The organism is Arthrobacter sp. B055-34, assembly GCF_059090425.1.
This window is the reverse complement of sequence record NZ_JBNHFQ010000008.1, coordinates 73,115-97,548: the sequence shown is the minus strand read 5'-3', so window position 1 is coordinate 97,548 and position 24,434 is coordinate 73,115. Positions and strand designations below refer to the sequence as shown.

Here is a 24,434-nt window from a genome sequence, read left to right as displayed (position 1 = left end):
TGCCGAAATTCGAACGCTCAAAGGCGGTTGCAGCAGGCTCAAGTTAGAGACCAGTTTTCCACTTTTGCAAGGAGCGCTGCGCCCGTGCGTTCAAGGCCCGCGATGCATCGTCGCTAAGCCGCCTCTGCTTTCGTCACCAGAGACATTGCGTGGGCCTCAGCCATCGGGGCAATCAACCGGTGCACCCCGAAAAAGATCCGTCTTGCGTCAGGCCCTTGCCAGCCCGCCGGCAGATGCTCCAAGGAGAGTCCCGGATCGCTGTAAGGCAGGCGCCGCCACAGCGTCAGCATCGGGACGTAGTAGCGGAAGGCGTCGCGGCGCAGCTCCGGCGAAGAGTTGGCGAGCGCGGCCTCCGGGTCCTCCCCGACTTCCTCCTTCCATTGCGCCAGTGCGTCCCGGTAGTGCTCCATGAACTCCGAAATCTGGGCGCTCAAGGCTTCCAAATCCCACCACCGCGCCACTTTTGCCCGCATGTCGCCCTCTGCGGAATAAGCCCCCGTGAAGAATTCCACATACTCGGCCAAGCCACGTGCAGCCAGCCGCCGCTGGGCACCTTCGCGGACATCGGACGGGGCAATCCATACGCCGGCGGCCATCGAGCCAAATCCGAGCCGGATCAGCTCGGTGCGCAACTGGTGGCGGCGGTCGCGCATAGTTTCCGGTACGGAAAATATCGCCAACACCCAATCGTGGTCTGGTTCTCCCCTGTACGGCGAGAAGATGCGTTCATCACCCTCGTTGACAATTTCCAGCGAACGTGGCGTCAGTTCGTATTTAGCGACACCCCCGGCCTTGACGCTGCTGAGCACGCCCTTCGCCTTCAACCGGGAAACCGCCGAACGCACGCCCGGGGCGTCATGGCCCAGATCCCCAAGCATGTCAATCAGCACGGAAATCGGCAGCGCCCCGCCTCCTCGACGCCCGTAGAGCCCATAGATGGTGAGGATGAGCTGTTGGTGCCGCAGTGGCGGCGCAGGAACAGCAATCACAATCGGCGCCCTCGTTTCTTCCACTCGTGCTTTCATTTGGGCCTAACTTGTGGGTTGGAGCCGGCGCATGGTCAGTGCCCCTTGAAGGCTTCGGCAAGCCACCAGGCGCCGCCGTCGGACGCTATGCGGGCGTCGATGACCAGCGGGGCCGGTCGAGGTCCGGCAAGCCAAGCGGAGACGGCTTCCAGATCAGCCACGCCCTTCACCACGATGCCCTCTGCGCCGTAGCCCCGGGCGATTGCGGCAATGTCGGTCAACGGGAACCTGACAACGTCGAGGTCCTCGTCACTGACGTCGAAGTGATGTACCTCGGCACCATAAGCGGAGTCGTTATAGACAATAACGACCAGCGGGATTCGTTCCCTGACGGCCGTTTCCAGCTCGGCGACCGACATCAGGAAGCCACCGTCTCCGGTTCCGAGAATGGGCAGGCGGTCCGGCCTCGCGGCCGCCGCACCGATGGCGGTGTACAGCCCCAGGCCGATGGATTGGAAGGCCTGGGTGAAGCAGAAGCCGAATTCGTCCGGAACATCGAGATAGGTGCTCGGGTACCCCATGAAGTTGCCGGAGTCGATGGCGACTATCCGCTCGGCAGGCAGCAGTTTGTCCAGCTCCCGGGTCAGCACCCGCGGATCTATGGTGTCCGAGGTCGACAAATCTTCGGTCGTTACGGAATTCCACCGTGATTCGGCAGCGATCCGCCGGGCCATTTCCTGGCTGCGATGGCCGACCGAACGGTGCGCGGCTGCTTCCAGCTCAATGCGCACCGCGGCCGCAGTTTCCGCGCAGTCTCCTAGTACGCCGAAGGCGATGGGACGGTTGGCGCCCAGCGCGCCGTCTTCCACGTCGACCTGGGCAACCTTTGCATCCGGGGAAATCAGCGAGCCGTGCCGCATGGTCCACATATTCAGAGCGCAGCCCCAGCCGACAATGAGGTCGGCGCCGGCAATGACGTCGGCGGTAAACGGCGAGGAAAAGCCGCCCGAAATGCCGAGGTTGAACGTGTCGCCCTTAAACAAACCGTGGGCGACGGCGGAGGTGGCTACGAGCGCGCCACTGGCCTCGGCCAGCGCTGCAATCTCGGAACCGGCCCCGCGGCCCCCGCGCCCGGCCACGAAAACCGGCCGCTCCGCGCCGCGGATCAGTTCCGCCAGCCGGGCTACGGCCGCACGGCTTGGTCGCACAGCCTGGGGCGGATTGAGCGCTGGCACCTCGCCGAGTTCTGGACCCTCCACGCGGACAGCCTGGATATCAGTAGGCAGGGACAGCACCACTGTCCGGCGCTCGTTCACCGCCGTCCGGTACGCGCGCACGGTGTCAGCCACGGCACTTTCAGGCGAATGGATGCGTTCGGCTACTGCGCCTACGCTTCTGGCCAGGGCGTCCTGATCGATGTTGAAATTGGACCGGATCGCAGACGCTGCCGTGTCGGCCGTGAGCACGATCATCGGTGTGCGGCTCTTCGCGGCTTCACCGATGCCCGTCGTGGCATTGGTCAATCCGCAGCCCTGGTGGGTCGAGACGATACCCACCTTTCCCGACATGCGCCCATATGCGTCCGCCATGGTCGCGGCTCCACCTTCATGCCGTGCGGCGGTGAAGGGCACGCCGGCGCGGCGAAGGGCATTCGTGACCACGAAGTTTCCGCTCCCCACCACGCCGAACACGTGGCCAGCCCCGAGCGTGGCCAGCGTGTAGCCGACGAGTTCGGCAACATTCGTTGGCTCGAACGGCCGGAGGCGATGGCCAGGGGTAGCGGTGCTGGTCATGCTCATGGAGTTTCTCCTCAAGGCTGTCGGGCGGTTATGGACGGTCGGGAACGGATGTACAGTGTCACCCGGAAAGTGACCGATAACCATCGACGGCGGCACGCATGTGATCCGGCCACGGCGCCGCATGTTCGGCGCCTTCAGGGACGTAGGCGGTAGTGAACGTACCGTAGGCGGCCACGCCTCCCTGATAGCGCTCGTGCGGGTGACCATATACCTCGAAGGAGAACGTCATGGATGTACGGCCCACGCTTTGCACCTCCAGGGTTGCAGAGATGGCTTGGCCGAACCACAGCTTGGACCTGTAGTTGATCACCTGCTGAACTCGGGGCGCGCAAGGAAAATAGCCGGGCAGGTCAAGGCGGCGGAACAGCTCTGCCTCTGCGGCCTCCACCCAGCGCATGATCGCAGAGTTATGCTGGTGGCCTGCTGCGTCTGTGTCGACCCATTCGACGAACCGGTCGATCGTCGCGCTGGCCAATGGCGGCCCTTGCTGCTCGTCCATGGCTCTCCTCTCGAACTGCAGGGCGACGGTCGCACCCCGGATACCATTCTATGTCCTCATTCTGACGATCGTCCACAAAACAATATAAAACAGCCTTGTTCCTGGATGGAGCGCCCGTCCCCAGAGCAGAAAGGGGTGCCGGCACCTTGACGATGCCGGCACCCCTCGATTCAACAGGTCAGCCGTTGTACGCGAACCGCTCCTGCAGGCGCATCGCGGTCCGGTCCGGGTTCAGCAGTAGAACGCTGATGACGCCGACCACCATTAAGTAGATACCGATCATCCAGAATGCGGAGTTCATGCCCTCGGCCAGCCGGAGCGCCATTTCGGCCGTGGCGGGCACGCCCTTAGGCGCGGGCAGGTATCCGGCATTATCCATCAGCATGCCGACCATAGCCGGAGCCACGACCCCGCCCATGGAGGCTAGACCGGTCAGCGTTGCCATGACGGCAGCGCGCTGCTTCGAGCAGACGCAGAAGGCAACGGCGGTTGGAGCCAGTGGGTAGATCATGGCCAGGCCGGCACCGAGCGTCACCGCGACGACGGCAGCAGGCCCGGTCAGCTGCGGCAGCAGCAGGAAGCAAACACCGGAACATAGCAGTGTGGCACCAAACAGGGCACCAAGTGCCCAGCGCACCGTCACTCCGCGCCGCATCAGGAAACGCGAACTGTATCCGAGAACCAACAGGGCGAGGGCTCCGAGAATCCAGGGGAAGGTGGAAACCAGGCCGATCATCTCGGGCGAAAGCACGACGACGGACGCCAGGTACTTGGGAGACCATGTCGTGAGGAAGCCCTGGGCCCAGAAGCAGCCAGCGCCGGCGAGGACAGCCGCAACGAACATCCGCGTTCCCAGGACGCGCCGGATCGGCACGATCTGCAGAAGGTCGGCGGAATCGGCGATGCTTCCACCGGTATCCGTCACTGCCATGCTCGCCTCGGCGGGCTGCGGCTCTTCCTCGGCATGGGCCTCGGTAGCTTCATCCTCTTTTGGACGGCGGGCAGTGTGGCTGTAGGGCCCGTCGCGGCCGATAAGCAGCCAACACAGCGACCAGATCAGTCCGACTATGCCCATAAAACCGAAAGCCCATCGCCAGCCAAGGTCAGGATGGGCAATGATCCACGCCAGAACCGGCGCGGCGATGATGGGACCGAGGGTGGAGCCGATGGCGACAGCGCTGCTGGGCAGGCCGCGCTCCTTGGCAGGAAACCAGCCGTGTGCATGCTGCAGGCTGATAGGAGTCGCCGGCCCCTCAGCTGCCCCAAGGAGGATGCGGGTGACCAGCAGGATTGCAGCGCCGCCCCCGAAGAGAATAGGGAACTGCAGGACCGCCCAGGAAATGCCCATGGTCAGGATGATCCACCGTGTGGGCACCTTACCCGCCAGGAATCCCACGCCGACGGCGGCGACGGCGAACAGGAAGAAGAAGGCGCTGCCGATGAAGCCGAACTCTCCGGCCGTCAGGCCCAGTTCGCGCATGGCCGGGTCGGCCACCAGACCGATGACGGCCTTGTCCGCAAAGTTGATGATCTGGAAGACGACGAGCGCGCCGGTCACCAACCAGGCGCGCCGGTTCATTTTTCCGTGCTTGACTGCGGCGCGGAGGGTATGCGGCGGGATCTGGCTCTAGGTCGTCATGCCGCTACCTCAGCTTTCTCCAGCGGTACGTCGCGTTCAGGCACAACGGGGACCATAAAGCAGTCATTATCCTCGGCCACATAGACAGGTCCATCAAAGTCCACGCTGGCGGTCCGCCTCATCTTCTCCACGTCGGCCGCGCCTGGGGTGTTCGGCACAATATGGTGCAGCACGAGTTGCCCGACCCCGGCAGCCCTGGCGACCTTCCCGACCTCATCGAACGATGTATGGGATTCACGCAGGTGAATCTCGATACCGTCGCGAGTGGGGCCATCCGGGAACGTGGTCAGGATGGCCTCCAGATCCATCACTTCGTGGAGCAGCAGGTCGGCGTCGCGCGCCAGCCGGATGCAGTTTTCGGAGTATGCCGTATCGCCGGAGACCACCACCGATCCATACGCGGAATCGAATCTGAAGGCAAAGGCTGGAAAACACAGCCGGTGGTCTACCAGGATCGCCGTCACGGTCACCAGTTCGTCCCGGTATACCTCGAACGGCTCCATCTTGGGATGCCGGGCTAGTACCGGGTCGGCGCTGGCAGCGGCCGGAATCTCGATATCGTGCGCAATGACCCAGTTGTGCGGCTCCTCGCGCCCTTCGTCCGCCATCCGGATGCAGATGTCGGACGCAAATACCTTATCCAGCAAGGCATTAACGACGTCGGTAGTTGCGGTCATTGCCCGTCCGGCAATCCGCGCATCAATCTGCACTGCATGTTCAGCATCCAGGGCAGGAACCCGCGCCGGACGTCCGGGTCCGAAGACTTCTATTGGCCGACTGAATGATTCCCCCGGCACCTGCCATCCGGTGACCAGGAAGGAGCCTAGATCGTAGATATGGTCTGAATGGTGGTGCGTGAGGAAAATCCCCCTCAAATCGGACCAGGCACAGCTGGACCGATAATTCCGGATGCTGCCCATGCCGCAGTCGATGACGTAAGCCGCGTCGTCTACCTTGACGACAGTGCTGGTGCCGGCACGGCTGCCCGAGACAATGGGGCCGCCTCCGGTTCCCAAAGTGTGGACGGTCATTCCTCGTACTGAATTGCTCATACTGCCCCTCGTTTCCTCGATGGCGGGCGGTGCCACAGCTACTCGAAGGAGTGCTGTGGCTTAGCGGATGCTTTGATGTCGGACATGCCAACAAGAACGTGACTCACATCATATGTAGCAGTTTTTGCGATCGCAATAGGTATTGCATATTGAATTTCCATCTGCCATGCTGGCCGCACCTCGTATTCGACGAAAGGACCGGCAATGGAACTGCAGCAAGACCAGGAAATTATTCTCGGAGACCTGCCCAAGGGCATCACCCTGGCCAGTGAGGCTATGGGGAATAAGACGTGGAATGTGCTCGGCCACACCTACCTCGCCAAGGTTGAAAGCTCATCAAGCTTCGCCTGGCTGTCCCTTGATCCCTCCGGCACCGGAGTTCCCCCGCATGTCCATCCCATGCAGGATGAGCACATTTTCATCATGGAAGGCGTCTACACGCTGTACCTTGACGGCGAGTGGACCACCGCTGGTCCTGGCGACACCGTTCGCATGCCGATGGGCCTGCCGCATGCGTACTACAACAAGGGCGAAACTCCGGGCAAGTCGCTATTCTGGGTCAGTCCGGCCGGCAAACTGTCCGAGCTTTTCGACCAGCTGCACAATCTGGAAGACCCGGAAGAAGTAGTCCGCCGCTCCGCCCTCCACGACGTGGACTTCCTGCCGCCGGGCTCAGTTCCCGGTGCGTGATCGCTGGACTAATCTCTGACAGTGTGCCGGCGCCGGGCCTCATTGTCCCGGCGCCGGACCTACCGATAAGGAATCTTGCATGCCATCAGGACTTGTTGCACCTGCGTTGCAGTTGGCTTATGGGCCCCACAGTCACCAGACCGTTGAGTGCTGGGATCCAGACGGTGACGGGCCTCCCCAGGGTGTAGCCGTTCTCGTCCACGGCGGCTATTGGCGTGCTGCGTTCAACGCTTCGCTTATGGCTCCTCTGGCCCGTGACCTTACGCAGAATGGTTGGGCGGTCGCCAACGTTGAGTACCGACGTCAGGGCAACGGCGGTGGCTGGCCGACGACCGGGGATGACGTCAGGGCAGCCGTTGCCGCCGTTGCCGCTGCATCTTGGCGCAAACAATATGAGGGGCCGATGATCGGCGTCGGCCATTCCGTAGGAGGGCAGTTGGCGTTACTGACGGCGGACCTGCTGGACGCCGTCGTCGCCTTGGCCCCGGTCACGGATGTCACCCGCACCTACCGTGAGCGGCTGGGCGAAGATGCCGCCGCAGAATTCTTCGGCTTTTCCCCGGAAGAGGGCCCGGCTGTGTATGAGTCGGCCTCGCCGCTGAACAGACTCCCTCTCTCAGCTCCTGCACTGGTAGTGCACGGGGCAGCGGACCAGCGGGTTCCCGTAGGTCACTCGATGGATTTCGTCACGCGCGCCCGGGCAGCCGGAAGCCGAATTGATTTTGAATCTCCGCATGACTTGGACCATTTGGCTGCGATCGATCCATGCACCCCGTCGTGGTCCTCAGTGCGCACCTGGATGGCGCACGTCGGTTCTCAGTTACCTCGTGCGCGGACCAACTCTGCGGCATAAACCGCTGCCGGTTCTTCAAGAATTCCGTGCAGTGTCAGGAACGCCTTCTTGGCCCGCGGCGCCTTCCAACCTTCCGGAAGGTACTCCAAAGGCAGATTCGGATCCTGGTACGGAAACTTCCGCCACATCGTCAGCATAGGAACGTAGGTGTGGAAGGCATCCAGCCGGTCCTCGGCTGAGAACCCTTCGGCGAGGCTGGCACGGTGCTGCCATTCTTGGACGAGACCCTCATACCGGTCGATGAACTCTGAATACTCCTGATCCAGCGTTTGCAGGTCCCACCACTGTGAAACGTGCTGCCGGATGTCTCCGCCCTTAAGGTAGTCGCCGGAGAAGTATTCGGTGTAGCCATCCAGCTTCCGGGATGCCAACCGCTCCATTGCCTGCTCCATCACGGTGCTGGGCGCGATCGCAACTCCCGCGGCGACAAATCCGAATCCGAGACTGGCCAGCTCCGCCCGCAGTTCATAGCGCCGGTTGCGTTCTGCCTCGGGAACTGAAAAGACCACGAGCGCCCAGGGATCGCCCGGTTTCGATCGCTTCGGCGCGAAGATTCGCTGGTCGTATGCGATAAAGATGTCAAGGATATCCTTGGACAGGGCATAGCGGGCTACGCCATCATCCTTTTGGCTGAGCAGGATGCCCTTGGACTTGAGTCTGGAAACCGTCGACCGAGCTGCCTGCTGGTCAATCCCCAGTGCGGCGAGCATAGCAACCAGAGTGGAGACGCGCAGCGAACCGCCGGTACCTTCGCCATAAAGCCCGTACAACGTCACGATGAGCTGCTGGTGTTGCATGCGTTGGGTGCGGGGCGGTGCCATGGAGGGTCTGCTCTATTCGCTGTCGATTAGGGAACGTACCTATCCTATGAGTACTCCGAGGGCCCGGTTCCATGGGGCTTGACAGCAGTGCGGCGACTTCGGATGCCGCTGGCCTACGACATGCTGGCTGACGTACTCAAATCGCCTTGCCGGGGTTGAGGATGCCCTGCGGGTCTAGGGCGCGGCGGATGGCGTGCTGGACCTCAAGCGAGACATCGCCGAGTTCGTCCCGGAGCCAGTCGCGCTTGAGCAGGCCCACGCCGTGCTCTCCGGTCAGCGTTCCGCCCAGGCTTTGGGCCAGCCGGAACATTTCGCCCAGTGCTGCTTTGGCCGGGCCTTCCGTCACGGATTCATGCGGGTCCACCACGATGATGGGATGCAGGTTGCCGTCCGCGGCGTGTGCAATCGTAAAGATGCGCACCCCGGTCCGCCGGGAGATTTCAGCCAGCCCGGTGACTGCTTCGGCCAACCGGCCGCGCGGCACGCCGATGTCCCCGATGGATACCCGCCCCATCTTTTCGAGCGAAGGAATGGCTTCGCGCCTGGCCGTCAGGAGCGCCTCTGCCTCCGCCGCATCGGCCGCGCGCTTCAGTTCGGCAGTGAAGGGCTCGACGGCGTTGACCAGCACGTCCATCTCTAGGTGGGCGCCAAAGCCGTCCGTCTGCGCAAGCAGGAAGGCGCCGCCGCGGCTGCGGTAGTTGGTTCCAAGCGCGGCGTCGATGGCGGCGAGGGTTGGGCCGTCCACCAGTTCCAGCACAGAAGGCTGGAGCCGCGCGGCAATCACCGCCGAAGCTGCTGCGGCTGCGGCGGCCACGTCGGGGAAGAAGGCGGCCACGGTCGCCGTCGCTATTGGTAGTGGACGCAAGCGGAGCGTCGCTTCAACGACCACGCCCAGAGTGCCCTCCGACCCAATCATCAGTGCGTTCAGGTCGTAGCCGGTGACGCCCTTGATGGTGTCACGGCCCGTGCGCAGTTCGCGCCCGTCGGCCAGCACCACGCGCAGCCCGAGAACCGATTCGCGGGTCACGCCGTACTTGGCGCAGCGCATGCCGCCCGCGTTGGTGGCGATATTGCCGCCGATCGAACAGATTGCCGTACTGGCCGGGTCCGGCGCGTAGAACAGCCCGTGTTCGGCCACGGCCGTGTTGAGATGAGCGTTCAAGACGCCGGGTTCGACGACGGCGATCTGCTCGACCGGATCGACGCTGAGGATACGGTTCATCCGCGAGAGATCCAGCACCACCTCCCCCGCGGACGCTGAGGATGCACCCGCCAAACCCGTTCCGGCACCCCGCGGCACCAGCGGAACCTTGTGCGCGGCCGCCAGTTCCACCGCCTGCACCACGTCCGCCACCGATTCGGCGAACACCACCCCGTCCGGCAAGGACTGCGGGACAAAGCCCGAGCGGTCCGTGTTGGCCGCGGCCCTGTCCGCATAGTTGACCGATGCCCTGCGGGCAGCATCCAGGACGGCGGCTGACGCTCCCAGGACCTCGGGTGCAACATCCATTCCCACGAAAACTCCTTCGTTTCCTCCGGCAAGTGATGCCGATCATACTGCATTGACCGCTGACGGAATTTTGCCCGGTTCAAAGTGTTGACCCGGGCCGCAGCCGGGCGGATACTTGCCTGATCCGGCTGGTCATTGGGGAACGCTGGCCCACCGCGTTATGTGCCGCCGGTGGAAAGCGGGTGCGCCATGCAACGCCGCCATCGAATCGCCGCATTGCTGTCCATCGTGGCCTTGAGCCTCGCCGGGCAGATCCTCCCCAGCGCGGCGAACGCCGCTCCGGCATACAACATGCGCAATGGGCCGAATTACACCGAACGGGTGGTGCTGACGTTTGATGATTGCCCACGGACGTTGTCGGCCTACAGATCAGTGCTCAACTACGCGCGACGGGAGAACATCGGGCTGGTGCTGGCACCATCAGGCGATTGCATAACCAGTTTTAGGCGCGAGTACGGAACCGATATTGTGTCGCTGGCCAGGCGCCACGGCCAATACGTCATCAATCACAGCATCAGCCACAGGGATCTCCGGCAGTTCGACTGTGCCGGAGCGGCTGCCGAGCTGCGGGCACCGGGGGTTGCCACCAACTTTGGCCGGCCGCCGCACGGCGGGCTCAACGAGGCCGTCCTCTGCGGCTACCGCCGAGTCGGCATGTTGCCCTGGCTCTGGACCGGCAGCACCAGGGACTGGACCGGCCTGTCCAGGAGCGAGGTAGTCGATTCCGTCGTCGCCCTTGGCCGAAAGGGCGGCACAATCCTCATGCACATGCAATGGCGGGGCTTCCATCCTAGGGCGCTGGACCGGATGAAGGAAGGATTGGAAGACAAGGGACTCCGAGTTTGCCGAGCCTATGGAGGCGCAACCGGGCGCATCACCACCAGCCCGGCGCTCCTACCGCTACGGTTACCTTGCTGATCGGGCCGAAATCGCCAAGACCAGCAGGGCGTCCTCAGACCCGGATCAGCAGCTTGCCGAAGTTGCGGCCCTCCAGCAGCCCGGCAAAGGCCGACGGTGCGTTCTCCAACCCGTCGACAATGTCCTCCCGGTACTTCATCCTGCCGTCCGCGACCAGTTCAGCCATGTCCCGCTGGAAGTTATCCCAGTGCTTCGCCCGGAATTCCGTCTGGATGAAACCGCGCACGGTCAGGCTCTGGTTCAGCACGGTGCGCATGAAACCGGGAAGCCGGTCCGGCTCCTCCGGAGCGCCGGTCGCGTTGTACTGCGCAACCATCCCGCACACCGGCATCCGCCCATACAGGTTCAGCAGCGGCAGCACAGCCTGGAGCACCTTGCCGCCCACATTCTCCCAGTACACGTCGATCCCGTCCGGGCAGGCGGCTTTCAGCTCGTCCGCGAAAGACTCGGAGCGGTGGTCCACGGCGGCGTCGAACCCCAGTTCATCGACCAGGTAGGCGCACTTCTCCTGCCCGCCGGCGATGCCGACCGCACGCCCTCCCGCGGCACGGGCCAACTGCCCGACGGCGGAGCCCACCGGTCCGGCTGCCGCCGCGACCACAAGGGTCTCTCCTGCCTGGATGCGTCCGATCTCCGCCATGCCGGAATAGGCTGTGAAGCCCGGCATCCCCAGCACGCCCAGCGCGGTCGATTCCGGCTGCCCGTTGTCGCTGACTGGACGCGAGTATTTACCAGGAACGACGGCGGCGCTTTGCCAACCGCCGTACGTCGCCACCAACTGGCCCGGCTTAAAGTCGGGGTCGCGGCTCTCGACGACCTCGGCAACCGTCTCGGCCGGAAGGACGTCGCCCACCGGCGTTGGGGTGGCATAGGACTTCGCCGCGCTCATCCGCCCGCGCATGTAGGGGTCCAGCGAAATGTACCGGTTGCGCACAAGCAACTGCCCGTCGGCGAGCGCAGGGAGCTCTGCGGTTTCCGTCCGGAAAGTCTGATCCGTCGGTGCACCATGCGGCCGTTCGGCCAGCACGATTCGGGTGGTGTGGTTTGCCGTCGTCGTTGTCATGTTCTCCTTAAGCACGGCCTTTTAGAATCAAATGCCAGTAGACTGAGGGAAGATCCGTCTGTCCAGCACCCAAGCCCAGCGCCGCTCCTTGGCTGGGTTCAGCCACGGGATACTGGGCATCGGGCGGTATTGGTGGTCGAACTCGGCGAAAAGAACGGTGTGGCGGGTGAGCGTGAAGGGGCAGACGCCGTAGTGGTTGTACCGGTTCTCCGGCTCGCGCCCGTCCAGCACAGCCTTCAGGTTCAGCGCCAGCATCTTGACCTGTTTACGAAGGGCGCCACCGCACTTTGAGTTCAGGGTTGCGGCGGCATCTCCCAGGGACCAGACATTCGGGTAGCGGCGGTGCCGCAGCAGTTCCGGGTCCACTTCCACACAACCGCTTTGGTCGTCCGGGGCCGGCAACGTGGTGGCCTTCAGCCAGTCCGGCGCAGATTGCGGAGGCACCACATGGAGCAAGTCATAGCCGAGGTCTTCGCCGCCTCCGGGGCCTTGCAGCCGGATGCGCCGGTCCGCTGCCTCTATGGAGGCCACGGTGGTGGAGGTCCGCAGCTCAATCCCGTACTCGGCGATTTTGCGCTCCAGCACCGCATCTACGCCGTCGACGCCGTAAACGGTGGGCGTTGGCACCACCAGGACCACCCTGATGTCTCCCAGCACGCCCTGCTCACGCCAGAAGTCGCACGCCATGTAGGCAATCTTCTGTGCCGCCCCGGCGCACTTGGCCGGGCCCGGGGGCTGGGTGAAAACCGCAGTGCCCGAGCGCAGTCGGCGGACCAGCTCCCAGGTCTTGGTGGGCATCCGCGACTCATAATTCGACGTTCCGTAAGGGGACTCGATGGCATCGGCCATCCCGGGAACGGCTTGCCAGTTTAGTTGCAGTCCCGGACACACCACCAGATGGTTGTAGCGCACCCGCTGGCCGTCGCCGAGTACCACCGCGTTCTCATCAGGTTGGATGTCCACGGCCGCACCACGGATCCAGTTGACCCCGCGGGGCATCACCTTCCGCTGTTCACGGACGGCTTCCTTCATCTGGGCTGCCCCGGCACCGATGTGGGAAAACAACGGCTGGAAGTAGTGCCACGGGCTCGGCTCGACGAGCCCGATATCCTCAACCTTGTAGCGCCGGAGCCGGGCGGCCAGGGAAATGCCCGCATTGCCGCCACCGATGATCAGCACATTGTGATGGGTGTCCACCTCAACAGTGCACAGCACCGGACCGTGCCGGTCAATGGGAACTGGGCAATTCGCCACGCGCAATGGTCAGGGAGACTATGCCGAAACTAGGCAGATTCTTGCGGGAACTGGAACTTCCGGTGCAGTGCCTGAACGTCGTCGGCCAGCTCCGTTGCCGGGCCGTCGACCTCCACTCCGGGTGCGACGGCTTGGACGGGCAATGGGTTGACCGGCCCCGGAGCCACATCCCACTCCCCCAGCCAGTTGCAAAGCTGCTCGGAGGACGCGGCGTAGACAATCCGCCCCAGCCGGACCCAGGCGTGCGCGGCCGAGCACATCGGGCAGTGTTCGCCGGAAGTGTAGACGGTGGCCGCGGCGCGTTCCACGGGACTCAGGTTGCCGGCGGCCCAGCGCGCAATCTCGAACTCCGGGTGCCGTGTCTGGTCGCCGTCCTTGACCCGGTTGCGATCCTCAAAAAGCACGTGGCCCCCGGCGTCGACGAGAACCGAGCCGAAGGGCTCGTCGCCGTCCTCGAGTGCTTCGCGTGCCAGGTCGACGCATCGACGCAGGTGTTCAAGATCGGTCTCGGTGATAGCCATGGTCTCGATTATGGCCCATGGCCTTTTGCCCATGGAATGGTCCAAGATGGCCACATGGGTGATCTTATCGATTTCCTGCTCGCGAGGATCCAGCAGGACGAGGCTCGGATACGGGCGCTGATGACAGACGTCGGCATGGTGGGACAAACGGTCCTGCGGCACCACCTCGCACAGAATCTGGCCGAGTGCGATGCCAAGCGGCGGATGATCGCCCATGTGAGGGACGTTGACTGGGACCACGAACCGGCCAGCGACTACGACTACATGCTGGCCTTTCTGCAGCACATGGCGCTTCCCTATCAAACCCACACCGGCTACCAGTCCGCCTGGCGGCTCTAGAGAACCGCAACGGCGGCCGGGCAGGTGGATTCACCATGCCCGACCGCCGTCCGATAGCCGCTTTCCGCCGTCGTCAGTTTCCCGCCGTCGCTAGCTGGAAACTGAGGCGGTTTCCTTCGCCTCGGCGTGGTCTGCGATGACGCCTGCCTTGAACGTTTCGTAGCGGGCTGCATGGAGCGGGTTGCGGCGCAGGATCGCCCACGCGGCGCCCAGAACTGCGAACCAGATGGGCGTAATCAGCAGGGCCAGCAACGTATCCGGTTGTGTGGTCAGCGCCCACAGCACGAAGCCGAAGAATCCGAAGACCACCCACACCATCACCGGGCCACCGGGCATCTTGAATTTGGAAGCCTGGTGCAGGCCGGGCCGGCGCTTGCGGAAGGCCAGGTAGCTGGCCAGGATGATGGACCAGACGAACATGAAGCATACGGCGGAAACCGTCGTCACCATGCCAAAGGCCTTGCCGACGTCGTCGCCTGCATAGAGCAGGGCCACGGACGCGAACAGCAGCACGCAGGTCAGGAACAGCGCGTTGCGCGGCACCTTCTGCAACGACAGCTTGCTGAAGATTGACGGAGCATCGCCGTCCTGCGCCAGGCCGAAGACCATGCGCGAAGTTGAGTAGATGCCGGAGTTGGCACTCGACATGGCGGAGGTCAGGACCACCAGGTTGATCACGGTCGCTGCCATGCCCAGCCCGGCCAGCGAGAACATACCGATGAAGGGGCTGTGTCCGGCCTCGAACTGGGTCCAGGGAGTGACTGCCATGAGGATGATGAGTGCGCCTACGTAGAAGAGCAGGATGCGGACCGGAATCGAGTTGATAGCCTTGGGCAGGTTCTTCTCGGGATCCTTGGTTTCGGCAGCGGTGGTGCCCACCAGTTCAATGCCCACGAAGGCGAACACGGCGATCTGGAAGCCGGCCACGAAGCCCATGAACTCGTTGGGGAAGAAGCCGCCGTGGATCCACAGGTTTTCGACAGTGGCCGGGCCGGCCTCGGACTTGAAGCCCGAAAGGATCATGAACAGACCGGTAAGGATCAGGGCCACGATGGCGACGATCTTGATCAGCGCGAACCAGAACTCCGTCTCGCCGAAGGCCTTGACGGTAACCAGGTTCAGCACCAGCAGGATGCCGATGGTGACCACGCCCGGAATCCACAGCGGAATGCCCGGAACCAGTTCGTTGGCGTAGCCTGCGATGGCGATGACGTCGGCAATGCCGGTCACGACCCAGCAGAACCAGTAGGTCCAGCCGGTAAAGAATCCGGCCCAGGGGCCCAGCAGGTCACCCGCAAAATCGCTGAAGGACTTGTAATGCAGATTGGACAGCAGCAGCTCGCCCATCGCCCGCATCACGAAGAACAGCATGAAGCCGATGATCATGTAGACGAAGATGACGGAGGGTCCGGCCGCGGAGATGGTTTTCCCCGAGCCCATGAAGAGCCCCGTGCCGATGGCACCGCCGATCGCGATCAGCTGGATGTGGCGGTTGCTCAGCTGTCTTTCCAGATGGGGTGCCCCGGATGACTGCACTGTTGCATCTTTCATTTACTACTCCTTCAGAGCGAGGATATTCGCATGGCTGGATGGCCCTGGGTGTGGGTTGCATGCAGGTTCAGGGTGCCGGTCGCTTCCCCATGTCGGCGACCGGCCCCTGGGCAGGGGCCCCGCGGTCCCTGCCCAGTCCCGGTTAGGCGCCGGCTGTTGCCAGCGGTGCCACGTTCGGGTAGAGCGGGTGCGCGGCGGCCAAAGCCTCCACGCGGTTGCGCAGTCCATCAAGGCTTGCGTCGTTCTCGGCGATCAGCGCTTCGGCAATAATGTCAGCTACCTCGGTGAAGGCCGCTTCGCCGAAGCCGCGGGTCGCCAGCGCGGGCGTTCCGATCCGCAGGCCGGAGGTGACCATCGGCGGGCGCGGGTCGAAGGGAACAGCGTTGCGGTTGACGGTGATGTCGATGGCCGCGAGGCGGTCCTCGGCTTCCTGGCCGTTCAGTTCGCAGTTGCGCAGGTCGACCAGCACCAGGTGCACGTCGGTGCCGCCGGAAACCACGGAAATCCCCTTGGCGGCGACATCGGGCTGCATCAGGCGTTCGGCCAGGATGCTTGCTCCGGCCAGCACGCGCTCCTGGCGCTCCTTGAACTCCGGCGATGCGGCGATCTTGAAGGCCACGGCCTTGCCGGCGATGACGTGCTCCAGCGGCCCGCCCTGCTGGCCCGGGAAGACTGCCGAGTTGATCTTCTTGGCGACGTCCGCGTCGTTGGTCAGGATGATGCCGCCGCGCGGGCCGGCCAGCGTCTTGTGCGTGGTGGAGGTGACAACGTGGGCGTGCGGCACCGGGCTGGGGTGCAGTCCGGCGGCCACCAGTCCGGCGAAGTGCGCCATATCCACCATGAGGTAGGCACCTACGCCGTCGGCGATCCGGCGGAATTCGGCGAAGTCCAGTTGGCGGGCGTAGGCGGACCAGCCGGCCACGATCAGCTGCGGCTTGTGCTCGTGGGCCAGCCGCTCCACTTCCACCATGTCGATCCGGTGGTCGTCTTCGCGGACCTGGTACGGAACCACGTTGTACAGCTTGCCGGAGAAGTTGATCCGCATGCCGTGGGTCAGGTGGCCGCCGTGGGCCAGGTTAAGACCCATGATGGTGTCGCCGGGCTTGATCAGCGCGTGCATGACCGATGCGTTGGCCTGGGCACCGGAGTGCGGCTGGACGTTGGCGTAGGCCGCCTCGAACAGGTCCTTCACTCGGTCGATGGCCAGCTGCTCGATGACGTCGACGTGCTCGCAGCCGCCGTAGTAACGCCGTCCCGGGTAGCCTTCGGCGTACTTGTTGGTCAGCACGGAGCCCTGCGCCTGCATGACTGCGGCGGCGGTGTGGTTCTCCGAGGCGATCATTTCCAGGCCGTCGCGCTGGCGGGTGAGTTCGTCGTCGATCTTGGCGGCGACCTCGGGGTCCAGCTCGGACAGCTGGCTGTTCAGGCTCGGGGACACGACCTGCTGGAAAGTGGACGGTGACTGAATCGTCATAAGGAACTCCATATTTCAGGCAGCGCACAACACGCCACGATGATTCGGGTTCCTCCCCGCTCTGTCTGGGACCTGAGAGTTTCCGCCGCCCGTGGGGGCCGCTTGCACCGTCGGTGAGCCGGTTTCCCGGCTGCTTTCCAGAGTTGCCTAGCCGCGGCGGTACGTGGGCCTGAGAGATTCCTGGGGAGGAGTTGCTCCTACGGCGCCTGACGAACGTACCGGCAGGACTCTCCCGCCGCAGATCAAAAGCGTCGGGCCACAGCCTCGTGACCCGCCTCACATACATTAGCGGCCCGGTGGGACGTAAGCAACATCATTTCTTAACGGCCTAGTCAGCGGCGGATCCGCTGCAGACAACGTGCGACGCCGGCACTCACCTGAGTGCCGGCGCCTCCTGGGCAAACCTTATTGCCCGGTGCCCGTCTGGTCGCCTTCGGTCACGCCGCCGTCCACCGGCGCCGGATCGACGGCGCCGCCATCAGGGGCGGTTTCCTGCTGGCCCGTGTCCTGCCGGCCGGCGCCCGGGTCGGTAACGACCTCCGGCTCCGCCACTTCGCCGGTTTCAGAGCCTGGCGCCGGAACGGGTTCAGGCACGGTCTCCACCGGCGCAGTACCGTCGGTCTCGCCGGTGGCAGGATCCTCGACTCCCGTCGATCCGTCCGTACCGCCGGAAGTGCCGTCGGTGGTCCCGGTCTGGCCAGCGCCGTCGTCGACCTGCCCGGGCTCAGCCTCGCCGGGCTCCGTGGTTTCGCCGCCATCCTCGGCCGGGGCCGCGGTGCCTGTCAGGACGCGGCCCAGGGTGGTCTGTTGCTCGGCGGTCGGCGCACTGCTGGTCGACGATGCCACCAGCGCCGAAATGGGCTTACTGGTTCCCAGTTCGACCATCGTGATCCCAGCCATGGCGATCAGGAAGGAGGCTGCGCTGACCACTCCAATCTTGGCCCAGGTCCGGGGCGTGAAGCGGCGTGCGGTGAGCTTCGCCTTGAAGTCGGCAACGGCGCTGGAGACACCGGCACGCTCGGTCCCGTCGTCGCTCGCCGGCAGGCCGCCGTTGCGCAGGCCGCGCAGCCGCGGCACGGGCAGGGTCTTCTTGGCCGCGACGGCGGCAGAACTCAGCGTCCTGGCGTAGATGGCTGCGGCTACCGTGGCGATGACCGAACCGAGGGCAGCGCCGATCAGGGTTCCCGCGACACCGAGGAAAGAACCCGCGAAGGCCGAGGTCACGGCAGCCAAGGCGGAGGCAATAGTTTGGGCACCGTTAAGGCCGAGGAGTTTCGGCCTATCTTCGGCGGAGGAGTCTTCAGCCATATTTCACACACACTTAAGGTAGGCAAAGTTACGGAAAGGTAACGCCGGCTGCCCCGAACCGGTTCCCCACCTACCGCGTTTCTATGTGAGATGCTGGTCACATTCGGCGCGCGTTGACCATTACCCCAGATCAGGGCGTGACAGGGTCCTCCGCGCCTGCGCCGCAGCTTCAGTCCGTAGCCGTGCCCGCGTCCTCGTCCGCGCCCGCTTCCGCCTCAGCCGCAACCTCTGCGGCCGGCTCCTCTTCTTCGGGCAGGGTCACCAGCAGCGCGGTTCCCTGGTAGGGCTCCAGCTGGATGTAGAAGCTGTGCAGGTCATCCACGCTGCCCACTTCTTCGCCGCTGAACAGATCGGTCACCAAGGCCCCGGTTTCCAACTGCTCGGAGCGCACCGTGCCGGCCATCTCCTGGTCCGAGAAGTTCAGGACGGTGACTTCGCAATGGCCCGATTCAAGCTGGTGCACCATGACCAGCATGCCCCGGTGCGAGACGTCCGGAACATCGAGCAGCGCACTCTTCGCGATGCCGTACTGCTCCCGGACGGCCAGGATTTTGGCCAGCTGCCGGGCAAAGGATGACTCGTCCGCGAGCTGGTCCGGCAACGTCCCGTACAGGCTGACAGCCTTGGGCATGCCGGAGGTCGGAGCCTGCCCCGTATGGTTGACGCCCATCAGGTCATGGGCGCCCCGGTTGATCCAGCGGGTGTCGCCGCGGGACAGCAGCGGGGCCACCTGCGACCGGTCCAGCGTCAGCATGCCGCACAGGTCCCATCCGGAGAGCGCGAAGACTCCCGGCTGCAGCGCGTTGTACATGGCCAGCAGCAGGTGCACCTTGCGGACCTCGATGGTCTGCTCCGGCGTGATGGTGCTTAGGTCCTTGATGCCCAGCACCGCGGTGATCACGCTCGCCGTCGTACATGCAATGCCGTTGGCCGTAAAGACCAAGTTATAGGGAGCGGCCTCCCCGGTAATGCCGTCCCGCAAGGTCTGCTGCACCTTATGGGCCAGTTCTGCGCCGGTCATTTCCTCGCCGTCGAGCTCATAGATATCGTCTTTATGCTTGGTGGTGAAGTGCACCAGTTCATAGGTCAGCTCGTCATGGTTCTGCAGCGCGTGGACCAGGGAGGCCTGGTCCACACCGATCTCCATTGCCAGGCGCAGGGTCAGCCGGAGGAATTCGGTATCGGCGGTGACCAGGGCGTGGTGGTAGCCGGGGCGGGTGACAAAGTCGTAGGACAGGTCGGGGCCGTTGGCGGACGTGGACTTGATGTCGTCGATGCTCAGGTTCAGTTCCTGGAACGTGAAGCCGCCGACCTTGCGGACCATGCTGCCGATGATCTGGTTCGCGGCCTCGGAAATCGGATGGCCCTCCGACCAGCCCGGCGTTTCCTCGGCACTCTTCTCCACGCCCAGGAAACCGTTGGCGTCCAGCCGCAGCGCGCCGGTACCCAGGTCCACCAGCGAGTGCAGGGCGTCGCCCATCACCAGGCGCATGCCGGAGAAGGTGGGGTCCAGCCAGTTGATCGACGGCTGACCCGCCTTGAAGTAGTGCAGGTACACCCACCGCCGCATTTGGCCGGTAACGTCCAGGACCGGGCCGGTGGCACTCCAGTTGGTCTCCTTGACCCCGGGCTCGTAGAAAATGACCCGCTGCAGCTCGCCGATGATGTAGCCGGCCTTTTGGAGTGCGCGTTCGGTTGCGGCGTCGATATTGACGGCGTCTTCGCCGTCGGGCACGTCCGGCAGCAGGTGCCAGTCCGACTCCGGGATGTCGATCATGTGGTAAATGCCCGGGTAGTCGCGGAAGTTCATCTCGGCCAGCCGGAAGTCCGCGCCCTTGCCGGTGTGTCCGGGCACGATGTCATCCACGATCGTTCCACCGTGGTCGTTGGCGACCTGGCACATCGCGCGGAACTCGTCCTCGGTGCCGAACATCGGATCGATCGCCATGCTGATCCGGTCGAAGTGGCCATCCACGCTCGGCGTCTGCTCCCAACCCGAGAGCCCGCCGGCGAGTTTCACCGGTCCGGTATGGATGGCGTTGATACCGATCTGCTCAAATGCCTCCCACAGACCAGGGTCCCCCAGGGCGCCGAGGAAGGACTGACCCGGCTTAGTCATGAAGGACAGCGGGTAGGCGGTGAACCACACCGAGGCCCGCTCCACCGCGGCCCGCGGATTCGGCCAGGCGAAGGGGTTCTGCCACATGCTGGCTTGGCCGGACAGTTGGCGGCCCAGCACCTTGGCGTCGCCGAGCATGGACTGGTTGCGCAGCCACTCCACGTAGACATTGTTGCGGGCATCTGGCTCGAACGGCGGCTGGCCTGGATTGAAGTGCCGCCGCCGGGCTTTGGGACGCAACGCCCTCGGACGGGCCGGATAGAACTGCTCGTCGAAGTTGATTTCCGGAATGTGCGGCTCGAGGGCCTCCTCCTGGACGGCATCAGGTTCGGCAGCTTCCGAGTTGCCACCAGAACCGTCGTCAAGGTGTTCCATCGAAGAAAGCGAATCGACCATCGAGATATCTCCTTGATCATCCTGCAGGCACCGGCCAGTACTGACTTCTTCCACACTGCCAGACGCAGGGAAACCAGACCAGTGCACCTCCGCAATCAGGCGTGCAACGGACAAAACCGCGGCGTGGCGGCGTAATGTCCGCAGAGTCACATCCGGTTCTGGATGGTTAGCCACCATTCATGCGTTTGCATAGATAGAAGCCGGCCAACCAGCCGGACCATCAAAGGGGAAAGAAGGTAGAACATGCAACGGTTCTCAGGTAAATCCGTCATTATCACCGGCGCCGGATCAGGGCTCGGCCGTGCGGCGGCACTTCAGATCGCCAAGGAAGAGGGCAAGCTGACCCTGGTGGATCTGAACGAGGTGGGCCTGAAGGAGACCGCGGAGGAAATCCGCCAGGTCGCACCCAAGGCCGACGTGCTGAACGTTACCGCCAACGTCGCCAACGAGTCCGAGGTCGAGAACTACGTCGCCGAGGCCGTCAAGCGCTTCGGCAGGATCGACGGGTTCTTCAACAACGCCGGAATCGAAGGCAAGCAGAATCCCACCGAGGACTACGGCTCCGACGAGTTCTCCAAGGTCGTCAACATCAACCTCAACGGCGTCTTCTACGGCCTCAAGCATGTCCTGAAGGTCATGAAGGAACAGGGCTCCGGCTCGATCGTGAACACCGCCTCCGTCGGCGGCATCCGCGGCGTCGGCAACCAGTCCGGCTACGCCGCCTCCAAGCACGGCGTCGTCGGACTCACCCGAAACTCGGGCGTCGAGTACGGCCAGTACGGCGTGCAGATCAATGCCATCGCCCCGGGCGCCATCATGACCCCGATGGTCGAGGGCTCGCTCAAGCAGATCGACCCGGAAAACTGGGAAGAGGTCGGCAAGGGCTTCGTCGAGCCCAACCCGATGAAGCGCTTCGGCAAACCCGAAGAGGTTGGCCACCTGGTCGCCTTCCTGCTCTCCGGCGACGCGGCCTTCATCAACGCCGCAGTCATCCCGATCGACGGCGGCCAGTCCTACAAGTACTAACCCAAACCCAGCCGCCGCCGTCGTTGTGAGGAAATAACGACGGCGGCGCCCGGCCGGGCTCAACGTACAGTGAGCAGATGACGCCAACTTCGAAGTCCATGGCGACCACCAAGCTCCCTGCCGGCGCGCTCGGCCTGGCCGCGCTGCTTACCGCCAGCGCCGCCAACCACTTCGTCAGGCCCCGTTTCTACTATCCCGTCGTTCCGCAAGCCATCACTACTGCTTCAGGGCCGCTCACCCGCGATGGCTGGGTGCAGATCAGCGGAGCACTGGAATTCGCAGCCGCCGCCGGGCTGCTGCTCCCGCAGACCAGGCGCGTCGCGGGCATCTGCACCGCAGTGATGTTCGCCGGTTTCACCGCCGGACATCTCAGCGCCCTGAAGCACGCGTTCGGGCCGACGGGCACCAAGCGGGCACGCATCATCCACAGCCTCCGGCTGCCGTTGCAGGTTCCACTCGTGGTTTGGGCGTGGCGCACGCGGCAGGTCTGATCCAACGATGGAAGGCCTCAGGCGCCGTGGCTGCCAGCCACGGTCGACCATCCTAAACGTGAACGGGCGAGTAATGGTGCCGCCATTCTCCGGGCCATTGTTACGATGAGTCGAACCGCGCCCTCCGCTTGAGTGCAGGCACCTTGTGCAGCCGCCAACTGCCGTGGAAGCGCCTGGAGAAACCGAGGAAACAATGCCAGCATCCGTCCTGCTGACCGACGAGCAGCGCACCCGCATGCATGATCTCTACCGCCAGTTGCACGAGCATCCCGAGCTCTCCATGCAGGAGCACCGGACGGCCGCACTGGTTCAGGCTGAACTGCAGCAACACGGGGTCGATACTTTCAGCTGCGGCGGCACCGGCGTCATCGGCGTCCTGCGCAACGGCGAAGGACCGGTGGTGGCGTTCCGTGCCGATATCGACGCGCTGCCGATCAAAGAAGACACCGGCCTGCCCTATGCCAGCACCGCTACCGGCACGCTGGCGGACGGCACCGAAGTTCCCGTCATGCACGGCTGCGGCCACGATGCCCACGCCGCCGCCCTCTTGACGGCCGCGCAGCTCCTGGCCGGCATCAAGGACCAGTGGGCAGGAACCGTCGTGTTCATTTTCCAGCCCGGCGAGGAAACCGGGGCGGGCGCCAGGGCGATGGTGGAGGACGGCCTGTGGGAGAAGGCGCCGAAGCCTGAGGTGGTCTTCGGCCAGCATGTCATGCCGGGGCTGGCAGGCACCGTCCAGTATGTGCATGGCCACCCCATGACCCAGGCGGATTCGTGGAAGGTCACCCTGCATGGCCGGCAGTCCCACGGCTCACAGCCGCAGGACTCCATCGATCCCATCGTGCTCGGCGCCCACATCATCACCCGCATCCAGACCATCGTGTCCCGCGAGGTGGATCCCCGCCGCTCGGCCGTGGTCACCGTCGGCACCTTCCACGGCGGATTGAAGGAAAACATCATTCCCTCTAGCGCCGAATTCACGCTCAACGTCCGCACCTTCGACGAGACAGTGCGTGCCACCGTCCTCGGCGCGCTGCGGCGCATCATCAAGGCCGAGGCCGCTGCATCCAATGCGCCCGAACCCACCATCGAGGTGCTCTCCTCCTTCCCGCCGAACTCCAATCACCAGCAAGCAACCGACGACGTCGTCAACGCTTTTCGGCAGGAACTCGGCGACGCCAACGTCATCGAGGGCGAACCAGTGATGGCCTCGGAAGACTTCGGCAACCTGGTTGAGCCCATCGGCGTTCCTTCCGTCTACTGGTTCTTCGGCGGCCATCCGGCGGAAACCCTGGCCGCCGACCGCATCCCGGTCAACCATTCGCCGCTCTTCGCTCCGGTAATGGAACCGACTCTCTCCACCGGTGCCCGCGCCGCCGTTGCCGCAATCCTGTCCAAGGTCGGTCTTGAGCGCTAGGCAGCAAGGGACGTGGCCGTGGACATCCTGCTGATACTGGATCTTTTCGGTACGTTCTTCTTCGCCATGTCCGGCTGCCTCCTGGCCGCCCGCCGGAACTTCGACATCGTCGGCTCCCTGCTGCTCGGGTCCCTGGTGGGGCTCGGCGGCGGCGTCATCCGCGACCTGATCATCTCCCAGTCCGTCCCGACCGCCTTCGTCGAACCGATCTACCTGGTTGCCCCGGTCCTGGCCGCCGCCGTGGTCTACTTCCATGTGCTCGGTGTCCAGCGGTTCCGGCGGACCCTGCTCATTTTCGACGCCGGCGGGCTGGCTCTGTTCTGTGTCACCGGCACGCTGAAGGCCCTGGATTCCGGCATGGGCCCAGTGACTTCCGCGGTGCTGGGAATTACGACGGCGGTGGGCGGCGGCGTGCTGCGCGATGTGGTGGCCAACGAGGTGCCCCAGATCTTCAACCCCCGCGGCGTCTACGCCGTCCCGGCCATGCTTGGCGCTTCGCTGGTCACCCTGCTCTCCCAGCTGGGCTGGTTCAACGCCTACACCGGCACCGCGATTGCCGCCGTCGTTTTCTTGTTGCGCGTGCTGTCCCTGCGGTTCGGCTGGCGCGTGCCGCTCGCAGGCGGAGCGAAGAACCCGAGCTCGGCTACGGACTAAGCCGCCCCTCCGCCATTCAAAACCCCGCCGATCATCAGTAGGCTGAAGTTTCCGACGTCGTGAGGAAAGAGGTCT

The 24,434-nt window shown here is 64.2% G+C and carries 22 protein-coding genes and 1 riboswitch; of the genes, 8 read left to right on the top strand and 14 right to left on the bottom strand.

Features of this window, described 5'->3' with window-relative positions; genetic code table 11:
- Window positions 1–113 precede the first annotated feature (113 nt).
- The 5 genes from AC5RWO_RS15790 to AC5RWO_RS15770 all read right to left on the bottom strand — a co-directional run bounded on the left by AC5RWO_RS15790 (window position 114) and on the right by AC5RWO_RS15770 (window position 5,954).
- A complete protein-coding gene (locus tag AC5RWO_RS15790; RefSeq protein WP_498732462.1) occupies window positions 114–1,013 on the bottom strand; it encodes a PaaX family transcriptional regulator in 900 nt (299 codons plus the stop codon).
- 47 nt (window positions 1,014–1,060) lie between these two features.
- On the bottom strand, window positions 1,061–2,764 hold the full coding sequence (locus AC5RWO_RS15785; RefSeq protein WP_498732460.1) for a thiamine pyrophosphate-binding protein: 1,704 nt from the start codon (window positions 2,762–2,764) through the stop codon (window positions 1,061–1,063).
- A 58-nt stretch (window positions 2,765–2,822) separates the two neighbouring features.
- Window positions 2,823–3,263, bottom strand: a complete 441-nt coding sequence (locus AC5RWO_RS15780; protein ID WP_498732459.1) for an acyl-CoA thioesterase — start codon at window positions 3,261–3,263, stop codon at window positions 2,823–2,825.
- 178 nt (window positions 3,264–3,441) lie between these two features.
- Window positions 3,442–4,842 (bottom strand): MFS transporter, encoded by a 1,401-nt coding sequence (locus AC5RWO_RS15775; protein WP_498732457.1) that lies wholly within the window; start codon window positions 4,840–4,842, stop codon window positions 3,442–3,444.
- A gap of 56 nt (window positions 4,843–4,898) precedes the next feature.
- Window positions 4,899–5,954 carry an MBL fold metallo-hydrolase gene (locus AC5RWO_RS15770; protein ID WP_498732456.1) on the bottom strand — a complete coding sequence of 352 codons (1,056 nt, stop codon included), beginning with the start codon at window positions 5,952–5,954 and terminating at the stop codon, window positions 4,899–4,901.
- Window positions 5,955–6,158: 204 nt separating this feature from the next.
- Here AC5RWO_RS15770 and AC5RWO_RS15765 point away from each other — a divergent pair, with 204 nt between their 5' ends.
- Both AC5RWO_RS15765 and AC5RWO_RS15760 read left to right on the top strand, forming a co-directional pair.
- A complete protein-coding gene (locus AC5RWO_RS15765) occupies window positions 6,159–6,644 on the top strand; it encodes a cupin domain-containing protein (RefSeq protein WP_498732454.1) in 486 nt (161 codons plus the stop codon).
- Window positions 6,645–6,723: 79 nt separating this feature from the next.
- The gene (locus tag AC5RWO_RS15760; RefSeq protein WP_498732452.1) at window positions 6,724–7,497 is read left to right on the top strand and encodes an alpha/beta hydrolase family protein; all 774 of its coding nucleotides are present in this window, start codon (window positions 6,724–6,726) and stop codon (window positions 7,495–7,497) included.
- Here the strand turns inward: AC5RWO_RS15760 and AC5RWO_RS15755 are convergent.
- The gene (locus AC5RWO_RS15755) at window positions 7,461–8,318 is read right to left on the bottom strand and encodes a PaaX family transcriptional regulator (protein WP_498732450.1); all 858 of its coding nucleotides are present in this window, start codon (window positions 8,316–8,318) and stop codon (window positions 7,461–7,463) included. The two genes, AC5RWO_RS15760 and AC5RWO_RS15755, sit on opposite strands and share 37 nt — an antisense overlap.
- 136 nt (window positions 8,319–8,454) lie before the next feature.
- Window positions 8,455–9,828, bottom strand: a complete 1,374-nt coding sequence (locus tag AC5RWO_RS15750; RefSeq protein WP_498732448.1) for an FAD-binding oxidoreductase — start codon at window positions 9,826–9,828, stop codon at window positions 8,455–8,457.
- 189 nt (window positions 9,829–10,017) lie between these two features.
- On the opposite strand from AC5RWO_RS15750, the gene AC5RWO_RS15745 reads away from it, so the two are divergent.
- Window positions 10,018–10,746 (top strand): polysaccharide deacetylase family protein, encoded by a 729-nt coding sequence (locus AC5RWO_RS15745; RefSeq protein WP_498732446.1) that lies wholly within the window; start codon window positions 10,018–10,020, stop codon window positions 10,744–10,746.
- Window positions 10,747–10,780: 34 nt separating this feature from the next.
- On the opposite strand, the gene curA is transcribed toward AC5RWO_RS15745, so the two are convergent.
- The 3 genes from curA to AC5RWO_RS15730 all read right to left on the bottom strand — a co-directional run bounded on the left by curA (window position 10,781) and on the right by AC5RWO_RS15730 (window position 13,584).
- Window positions 10,781–11,809 (bottom strand): NADPH-dependent curcumin/dihydrocurcumin reductase, encoded by a 1,029-nt coding sequence (gene curA / locus AC5RWO_RS15740; protein ID WP_498732445.1) that lies wholly within the window; start codon window positions 11,807–11,809, stop codon window positions 10,781–10,783.
- A 27-nt stretch (window positions 11,810–11,836) separates the two neighbouring features.
- Entirely contained in the window at window positions 11,837–13,006 is a 1,170-nt protein-coding gene (locus tag AC5RWO_RS15735; RefSeq protein WP_498732443.1) for an NAD(P)/FAD-dependent oxidoreductase, read from the bottom strand.
- Window positions 13,007–13,092: 86 nt separating this feature from the next.
- Entirely contained in the window at window positions 13,093–13,584 is a 492-nt protein-coding gene (locus AC5RWO_RS15730; protein ID WP_498732595.1) for a nucleoside deaminase, read from the bottom strand.
- A gap of 54 nt (window positions 13,585–13,638) precedes the next feature.
- On the opposite strand from AC5RWO_RS15730, the gene AC5RWO_RS15725 reads away from it, so the two are divergent.
- The gene (locus tag AC5RWO_RS15725; RefSeq protein WP_498732441.1) at window positions 13,639–13,923 is read left to right on the top strand and encodes a DUF6221 family protein; all 285 of its coding nucleotides are present in this window, start codon (window positions 13,639–13,641) and stop codon (window positions 13,921–13,923) included.
- A 90-nt stretch (window positions 13,924–14,013) separates the two neighbouring features.
- Here the strand turns inward: AC5RWO_RS15725 and AC5RWO_RS15720 are convergent, their stop codons facing one another.
- The 4 genes from AC5RWO_RS15720 to treS form a co-directional block, all read right to left on the bottom strand.
- Window positions 14,014–15,474: an amino acid permease gene (locus tag AC5RWO_RS15720; RefSeq protein WP_498732439.1), complete on the bottom strand. Its 1,461-nt coding sequence runs from the start codon at window positions 15,472–15,474 to the stop codon at window positions 14,014–14,016.
- Window positions 15,475–15,616: 142 nt separating this feature from the next.
- Window positions 15,617–16,948, bottom strand: coding sequence for a serine hydroxymethyltransferase (gene glyA / locus AC5RWO_RS15715; protein ID WP_498732437.1), 1,332 nt, complete (start codon window positions 16,946–16,948; stop codon window positions 15,617–15,619).
- Window positions 16,949–17,095: 147 nt separating this feature from the next.
- Window positions 17,096–17,193: riboswitch (glycine riboswitch) on the bottom strand.
- 160 nt (window positions 17,194–17,353) lie between these two features.
- Entirely contained in the window at window positions 17,354–18,256 is a 903-nt protein-coding gene (locus tag AC5RWO_RS15710) for a hypothetical protein (RefSeq protein WP_498732436.1), read from the bottom strand.
- Between the two features lie 169 nt (window positions 18,257–18,425).
- A complete protein-coding gene (gene treS, locus AC5RWO_RS15705; RefSeq protein ID WP_498732434.1) occupies window positions 18,426–20,771 on the bottom strand; it encodes a maltose alpha-D-glucosyltransferase in 2,346 nt (781 codons plus the stop codon).
- 243 nt (window positions 20,772–21,014) lie between these two features.
- On the opposite strand from treS, the gene AC5RWO_RS15700 reads away from it, so the two are divergent.
- From AC5RWO_RS15700 to AC5RWO_RS15685, 4 genes are all read left to right on the top strand, one after another.
- Complete coding sequence (locus AC5RWO_RS15700; protein WP_498732433.1) at window positions 21,015–21,797, top strand: SDR family oxidoreductase; 783 nt, start codon at window positions 21,015–21,017, stop codon at window positions 21,795–21,797.
- 77 nt (window positions 21,798–21,874) lie between these two features.
- Window positions 21,875–22,288 carry a DoxX family protein gene (locus AC5RWO_RS15695; protein WP_498732432.1) on the top strand — a complete coding sequence of 138 codons (414 nt, stop codon included), beginning with the start codon at window positions 21,875–21,877 and terminating at the stop codon, window positions 22,286–22,288.
- 193 nt (window positions 22,289–22,481) lie between these two features.
- A complete protein-coding gene (locus AC5RWO_RS15690; RefSeq protein ID WP_498732430.1) occupies window positions 22,482–23,705 on the top strand; it encodes an amidohydrolase in 1,224 nt (407 codons plus the stop codon).
- Between the two features lie 18 nt (window positions 23,706–23,723).
- Window positions 23,724–24,359 (top strand): trimeric intracellular cation channel family protein, encoded by a 636-nt coding sequence (locus AC5RWO_RS15685; RefSeq protein WP_498732594.1) that lies wholly within the window; start codon window positions 23,724–23,726, stop codon window positions 24,357–24,359.
- Window positions 24,360–24,434 lie beyond the last annotated feature (75 nt).